6 protein-coding genes are annotated in these 5,542 nt (G+C 71.7%); all 6 read right to left on the bottom strand.

Going from position 1 to position 5,542, the window contains the following annotated elements:
* Positions 1 to 46: 46 nt before the first annotated feature.
* The gene (locus ACFUEL_RS34060; protein ID WP_380241181.1) at positions 47 to 808 is read right to left on the bottom strand and encodes an ABC transporter ATP-binding protein; all 762 of its coding nucleotides are present in this window, start codon (positions 806 to 808) and stop codon (positions 47 to 49) included.
* Positions 809 to 845: 37 nt separating this feature from the next.
* Entirely contained in the window at positions 846 to 1,787 is a 942-nt protein-coding gene (locus ACFUEL_RS34055; RefSeq protein WP_380241180.1) for an ABC transporter permease, read from the bottom strand.
* Positions 1,788 to 1,921: 134 nt separating this feature from the next.
* Positions 1,922 to 2,806 (bottom strand): glycosyltransferase family 2 protein, encoded by an 885-nt coding sequence (locus ACFUEL_RS34050; protein ID WP_380241179.1) that lies wholly within the window; start codon positions 2,804 to 2,806, stop codon positions 1,922 to 1,924.
* The gene (locus ACFUEL_RS34045) at positions 2,803 to 3,633 is read right to left on the bottom strand and encodes a CDP-alcohol phosphatidyltransferase family protein (RefSeq protein ID WP_380241178.1); all 831 of its coding nucleotides are present in this window, start codon (positions 3,631 to 3,633) and stop codon (positions 2,803 to 2,805) included. The genes ACFUEL_RS34050 and ACFUEL_RS34045 overlap by 4 nt, the downstream gene beginning before the upstream one ends.
* On the bottom strand, positions 3,611 to 4,672 hold the full coding sequence (locus ACFUEL_RS34040; protein WP_380241176.1) for an iron-containing alcohol dehydrogenase family protein: 1,062 nt from the start codon (positions 4,670 to 4,672) through the stop codon (positions 3,611 to 3,613). Before ACFUEL_RS34040 ends, ACFUEL_RS34045 begins: the two co-directional genes overlap by 23 nt.
* The gene (locus ACFUEL_RS34035; RefSeq protein WP_380241174.1) at positions 4,660 to 5,415 is read right to left on the bottom strand and encodes a sugar phosphate nucleotidyltransferase; all 756 of its coding nucleotides are present in this window, start codon (positions 5,413 to 5,415) and stop codon (positions 4,660 to 4,662) included. Before ACFUEL_RS34035 ends, ACFUEL_RS34040 begins: the two co-directional genes overlap by 13 nt.
* Between the last annotated feature and the right edge of the window lie 127 nt (positions 5,416 to 5,542).

The following is a 5,542-nucleotide window of genomic DNA, read 5'->3' as shown; positions in this document are numbered from 1 at the left end:
CCCCGCTCCCCGCGCACCGGCCCTGCGCCGTGCGACCCGCCCCCGCTCAGGGGCGCTCGCCCTTCTCGTAGCGGCGGACCACCTCGTCGGTCTGCCCGTCCATGATCAGCTCGCCGTGCTCGATCCAGATGGTGCGCTCGCAGACCTCGCGGATCGCGTTGTTGTCGTGGCTGACCAGGAAGACCGTGCCGGCCTGCTGCCGCAGCTCGTTGATCCGGGCCTTGGAGCGCTGCTGGAAGCCCTGGTCGCCGGTGGCGAGGGCCTCGTCGATCAGCAGCACGTCGTGGGTCTTGGCCGCCGCGATGGAGAATCGCAGGCGGGCGCCCATGCCGGAGGAGTACGTGCGCATCGGCAGCGAGATGAAGTCGCCCTTCTCGTTGATGCCCGAGAAGTCGACGATGTCCTGGTAGCGGGCGCGCACCTGGGCGGGGCCCATGCCCATCGCCAGGCAGCCGAGCACCACGTTGCGCTCACCGGTCAGCTCGTTCATCAGGGCCGCGTTGACGCCCAGCAGCGAGGGCTGGCCGTTGGTGTAGATGCCGCCCCGCTCGGTCGGCAGCAGGCCCGCGATGGCGGCCAGCATGGTCGACTTGCCGGAGCCGTTGGAGCCGATCAGGCCGATCGCCTCGCCCTTGTACGCGGTGAAGCTGATGCCCCGCACGGCGTGCACCTCGCGGACGCCGGCGGCGCGCTTGCGGGTGAGGATGCGGCTCAGCGCCGAGGTGGCGCTGCCCTTGCCGGAGCCCGCGCCGTGCACCCGGTAGACGATGTGCACGTCGTCGACGACCACGGTGGGCTCGCGCGTCATGTCGGCGTCCCGGACGTAGGTCTTGGTCAGGTCGGTGTCAGCCACGGCCGTACTCCTCCTCGGCCTTCCAGAAGAAGACGAATCCGATGACGAACAGCCCGACGCCCCAGGCGATGCCGTACGTCCACTGGTGCGGGGGCAACGACTGGTGCACCGGCTGGTGCGGGTTGTAGATGACGGGGGCGAAGGCGTGCCGGAGCAGGTTCATGTAGACCGACGCCGGGTTGACGTCGCAGAGCACCTGGATCACGCGCGGCCAGGAGCTGACCCGGTCCTGGATGCTGAACATCACGCCGGACAGGAACATCCACGCCCGCATCACGAACGGGATGAGCTGGGAGATGTCGCTGGTCTTGGCGCCGATCCGGGCGAAGACCAGCGAGACGCCGGTGTTGAACAGCGTCTGCAGCAGCAGCGCCGGGACGATCAGCAGCCAGGTCGGGCCCGGGGTGATGCCGGCCGCCAGCACGGTCACCACCAGCACCACCATCGAGATCAGCAGCTGCTGCAGCTGGATCACGGTGAAGGCGATCGGCAGGCTGGCGCGCGGGAAGTGCAGCGCCCGGATCAGGCCGAGGTTGTCGGAGATCGCCCGGGTGCCGGACTGCACCGCGTTCTGGGTGAACTGGAAGATGAAGACGCCGATGCACAGCCAGGCGATGTAGGTGCCCTCCGGGAAGCCTTCCTTGCTCCGCAGGATGACGCCGAAGACCAGGTAGAACACGCCGCAGTTGAGCAGCGGGGTCACCACCTGCCAGAGCTGGCCGAGCTTGGCGTCGGTGTACTGGGCCACCAGGCGGGCGGTGGCGAAGGCCCAGATGAAGTGGCGTCGCGCCCAGAGCTGCTTGGTGTACGCGAACAGACCCGGCCGGGCACCGCTCACCGACAGGCCGTACTTGTCCGCAAGCTGTTTCGGGGTCAGGCCCGCGTCCGCACCCCTGGGGGCCGAGGGGCTGACGGGTTCACTCACTGTCGACACATTCGTCCTTCACGCGGGATCAATCGGGGCGGCCGGTCGGCGGGGGTCCGCCGGCCTGCGCCGAGGGGGATCCACTGGATCACGGGGGTTCGGCCGGTGCTGCTCACCGACCGGGCGATCGAGCACTGATCCAATCAGATGATCGGAGGTCGGCCTAGTCTGGTCAGTCGCCAGACCGTACGCCATCGCATGGGTCGACGCGGGCCGCAGGGCTCGCTCCAGCCGGCCCGGAAGCCGCCGAGCCAGGCCCGCAGCCCCTCCTTGGAGGGGCGCCGGAGCACGGTCAGCAGGAACCAGGTTCCCAGGTAGAGGGGGACCAGGAGGACCGGGAGGTTCCGCCGGGCCAGCCAGACCCGGTTGCGGGCCACGTTGTGGAAGTAGGCCGCGTGCCGGGCCGGGGAGGTCGCCGGGTGGTGCAGCACCACGTCCGGGCGGTAGTCGATCGACCAGCCGGCGTCCAGCGCGCGCCAGGCCAGGTCGGTCTCCTCGTGCGCGTAGAAGAACTCCGCGGGCAGCTGCCCGGCCTGCGGGAACACCGCGCTGCGCACCGCGCTGGCGCCGCCCAGGAAGGTGGTGACCCGGGAGCCGTGCATCGGGTCGCTGGCGCGCAGCCGGGGCACGTGCCGGCGCTGGGTGGTGCCGGTCTCCGGGTCAGCGATCCGGAACGAGACGATGCCCAGGGAAGGGTCCGCGGTGAACGCCTCGCGCAGCAGCCGCGCCGAGTCGGTGTGCGGCAGCAGGCCGTCGTCGTCCAGGAAGAGCACCGCGTCGACGTCCCGGCCGTCCGGGCCGAACAGCTCGATGCCGACGTTGCGGCCGCCCGGGATGCCGAGGTTCTCCGGCAGCTCGGCGGTGCGCACCCCCGCGGGCAGCGGGGGCAGCGGGGCGCCGTTGCCGACCACCGCGAGCTCCACCGGCGGGCCCTGCTGGGCGCGGACCGACTCGATCAGGGCGTTCAGCTCCGCGGGCCGGTTGCCCATGGTGATGATGACCGCGCCGAGGCGGAAGCCGTCGCTCATCGCAGCCTGCTGGACAGCACGATGGACAGCAGGTGCAGGACGGTCTGCAGCATCGCGATCGCGGCCAGCACCACGACGGCGAGCCGGGTGAAGAACAGGTCGCCGCGGACCGCGTCGGCGATGCCGGCGGCCAGGATGAACAGCGACGCCTCGACCGCGCCGACCAGGCGGTGGAACTTGAGCAGCGAGGCGGCCCGGCGGGCCCTGGCCACCGTGTTCGAGCGCGGCACCGAGGCGCTGTCCTCGACGGCGGTCATCCCGGAGCGGGCACGGGCCACGTCGACCAGGTCGGTCTCGGACTTGATCAGGATCGCGCCGAGCGCGGCCAGCGTGCCCAGGAAGGCCCACTGCCAGGCGGAGTGCGCGCCCTCGCGGTGGAACAGGTCGGCGGCGCGCAGGCCCAGGCCGGTCAGCAGCGCGGCCTCGGACATGTAGTGGCCGACCCGGTCCAGGTAGACGCCGGTGAGCGAGGTCTGCCGGCGCCAGCGGGCCACCTCGCCGTCCACGCAGTCCAGCAGCAGGTAGACCTGGATCAGCACGGCACCGAGGACCGCGCCCGTCAGGCCGGGCACCACCAGGGCCGCGCCGGCCAGGATGCCGGTGAGCATCATCAGGTACGTCAGGCCGTTGGGCGTGATCACCGTGACGGTCGACAGGACCCGGGTGATCCGCAGCGAGATCCGCCGCATGTAGAGGCGGCCGGCCCAGTGCTCGGCACTGCGGCGCTGCAGCATCCCCTCGGGGTGGATCACCGCCCGCAGTTCCTCGATCGACGGGCGCCGGGTGAGGTCGACCGGCGGGCGTTCAGCTGTTGACGGCTTGGACATAGTCGGCGTACGCGTCCCTGATGTCTGTGGCGGAGAGGTCGAGGTGTTCGAGGATGGTGAAGCGCCCCGGTCTGGTGTTCGGAGCGTAGTGCACGGCTTCGGTGAACTCCGCGTCGGTGAAGCCGAGCTGATCGGCGCTCACCGGCAGACCGTGGAAGCGCAGGCGCTCCACGATCAGCCCGGACAGCTCCCGCTCGCCCCGCAGGTGGCAGGCGAAGGCGGCGCCGAGGCCGACCTGCTCACCGTGCTGGCCGGGCCGTTTGGGGTGCAGCTCGACCAGGGCGTGCGAGATCTCGTGGCAGGCCCCCGAGCTGGGCCGGGTGCTGCCCGCGATGTTCATCGCGATGCCGGACAGTACCAGGGCTTCCGCGAGCGTGGTCAGCAGGTCCGGGTCGTCCAGGGTGCCCGGGTGCCGGAGCAGGTTCTCGCCCGCCGAGCGGGCCATCGCGACGGCCAGCCCGTCGACGGGTTCGCCGGTCACCGCGTGCGAGAGCTCCCAGTCCGCGCAGGCGGAGATGTTGGAGACCGCGTCGCCGATCCCGGCCGCCACGAACTGCTTCGGGGCCTTGGCGATCACGTCCAGGTCGACGACGATGCCGATCGGGCTGGGCACCCCGTAGGAGCCGCGGCCGGCGTCGTTGTCGAGGGTGGAGACCGGGGAGCAGAGGCCGTCGTGGGCGAGGTTGGTGGCGACCGCGACCACGGGCAGGCCGACCCGCGCCGCGGCGTACTTCGCCACGTCGATGATCTTGCCGCCGCCGAGGCCGACCAGGGCGTCGTAGTGGCCGCGGCGGATCTCCTCGGCCAGCCGCACCGCGCTGTCCAGGGTGCCGTCGGCGACCCGGTACCAGTCGGCGCCGGGCAGCGCGGGCTCCAGGCGTTCGCGCAGCAGCGCGCCGGAGCCGCCGCTGATCGCCACCGCGATCCGGCCGCCGGTCGACAGCCGCTGGTCGGCGAGGATGCCGCCGAGGGATTCCAGGGCGCCCGCGCGGATCTCCACGAAGACCGGCGAGGGCACCAGCCGGGTCAGTACTGGCACGCGATCTCCCGGGCCTTGGCGAGGTCCTCGTGGTTGTCGACCTCGACCCAGGACACCTCACCGATCGGCTGCACGTCGACGGTCAGGCCGCGGTCGACCATCTCCTGGTAGCCGTCCTCGTAGTACAGCTGCGGGTCGCGCTCGTAGACGGCCTTCAGCGCGTCGGCGAGGGCGTCGGCGGCGGACGGGTTGATCACGGTGACGCCGATGTACTCGCCGGTGGCCTCCAGCGGGTCCATCAGCTTGGTGATCCGGCGCACGCCCAGCTCGGGGTCGACGACGACCTTCATCTCCTCGTCGGCGAGCTTCTTCACGGTGTCCAGCGCGAGCAGGATGCCGGGGGCCCGGCCCTCCTTGATCCGGAGGTCGTTGCCGTCCAGCATGGTGCGCTGCACCGAGGCGGGGTGCACGGTGTCGCCGTTGGCGAGCAGCAGGCCCTCGGCGAACAGCTCGCGGGCGCACCACAGCGAGTAGGCGTTGTTCCACTCCTCGGCCCTGTCGTTCTCGACCAGGGTGAGCTTCACGCCGTACTTCCGCTCCAGCTCCGCCCTGCGCTCGTGCACCGCCTCCTTGCGGTAGCCGACCACGATCGCGGCCTCCCGCAGCCCGACCTCGGCGAAGTTCCCCAGCGTCAGGTCGAGCACCGTCCGCTCACCGTCCACCGGCACCAGCGCCTTGGGCAGGGTGTCGGTGTACGGGCGGAGCCGGCGGCCGGCGCCGGCGGCCAGGACGAGGCCGATCATGCGGGACTCCCAAGGTGCTCGGGTGCCGCGCGGCGCCGGTCCGGACCGGGGGTGCCGCGCGGGTCGGGTGCGGCCGCGGCTGCGGCGCGCCGGGCGGGCGGCCGCTGCGGGCCGCCCGGTGTCACTG

The sequence above is a fragment of the Kitasatospora sp. NPDC057198 genome (assembly GCF_042670125.1).
Classification (GTDB): Bacteria; Actinomycetota; Actinomycetes; order Streptomycetales; family Streptomycetaceae; genus Kitasatospora.
This window is presented reverse-complemented; position numbering and strand designations above follow the sequence as displayed.

Bases quoted from the DNA above. Each gene is read 5' to 3' on its own strand.
- ACFUEL_RS34060 (WP_380241181.1), bottom strand. From the start codon at position 808: ATGACGCGCGAGCCCACCGTGGTCGTCGACGACGTGCACATCGTCTAC.
- ACFUEL_RS34050 (WP_380241179.1), bottom strand. From the start codon at position 2,806: ATGAGCGACGGCTTCCGCCTCGGCGCGGTCATCATCACCATGGGCAAC.
- ACFUEL_RS34045 (WP_380241178.1), bottom strand. From the start codon at position 3,633: ATGTCCAAGCCGTCAACAGCTGAACGCCCGCCGGTCGACCTCACCCGG.
- ACFUEL_RS34035 (WP_380241174.1), bottom strand. From the start codon at position 5,415: ATGATCGGCCTCGTCCTGGCCGCCGGCGCCGGCCGCCGGCTCCGCCCG.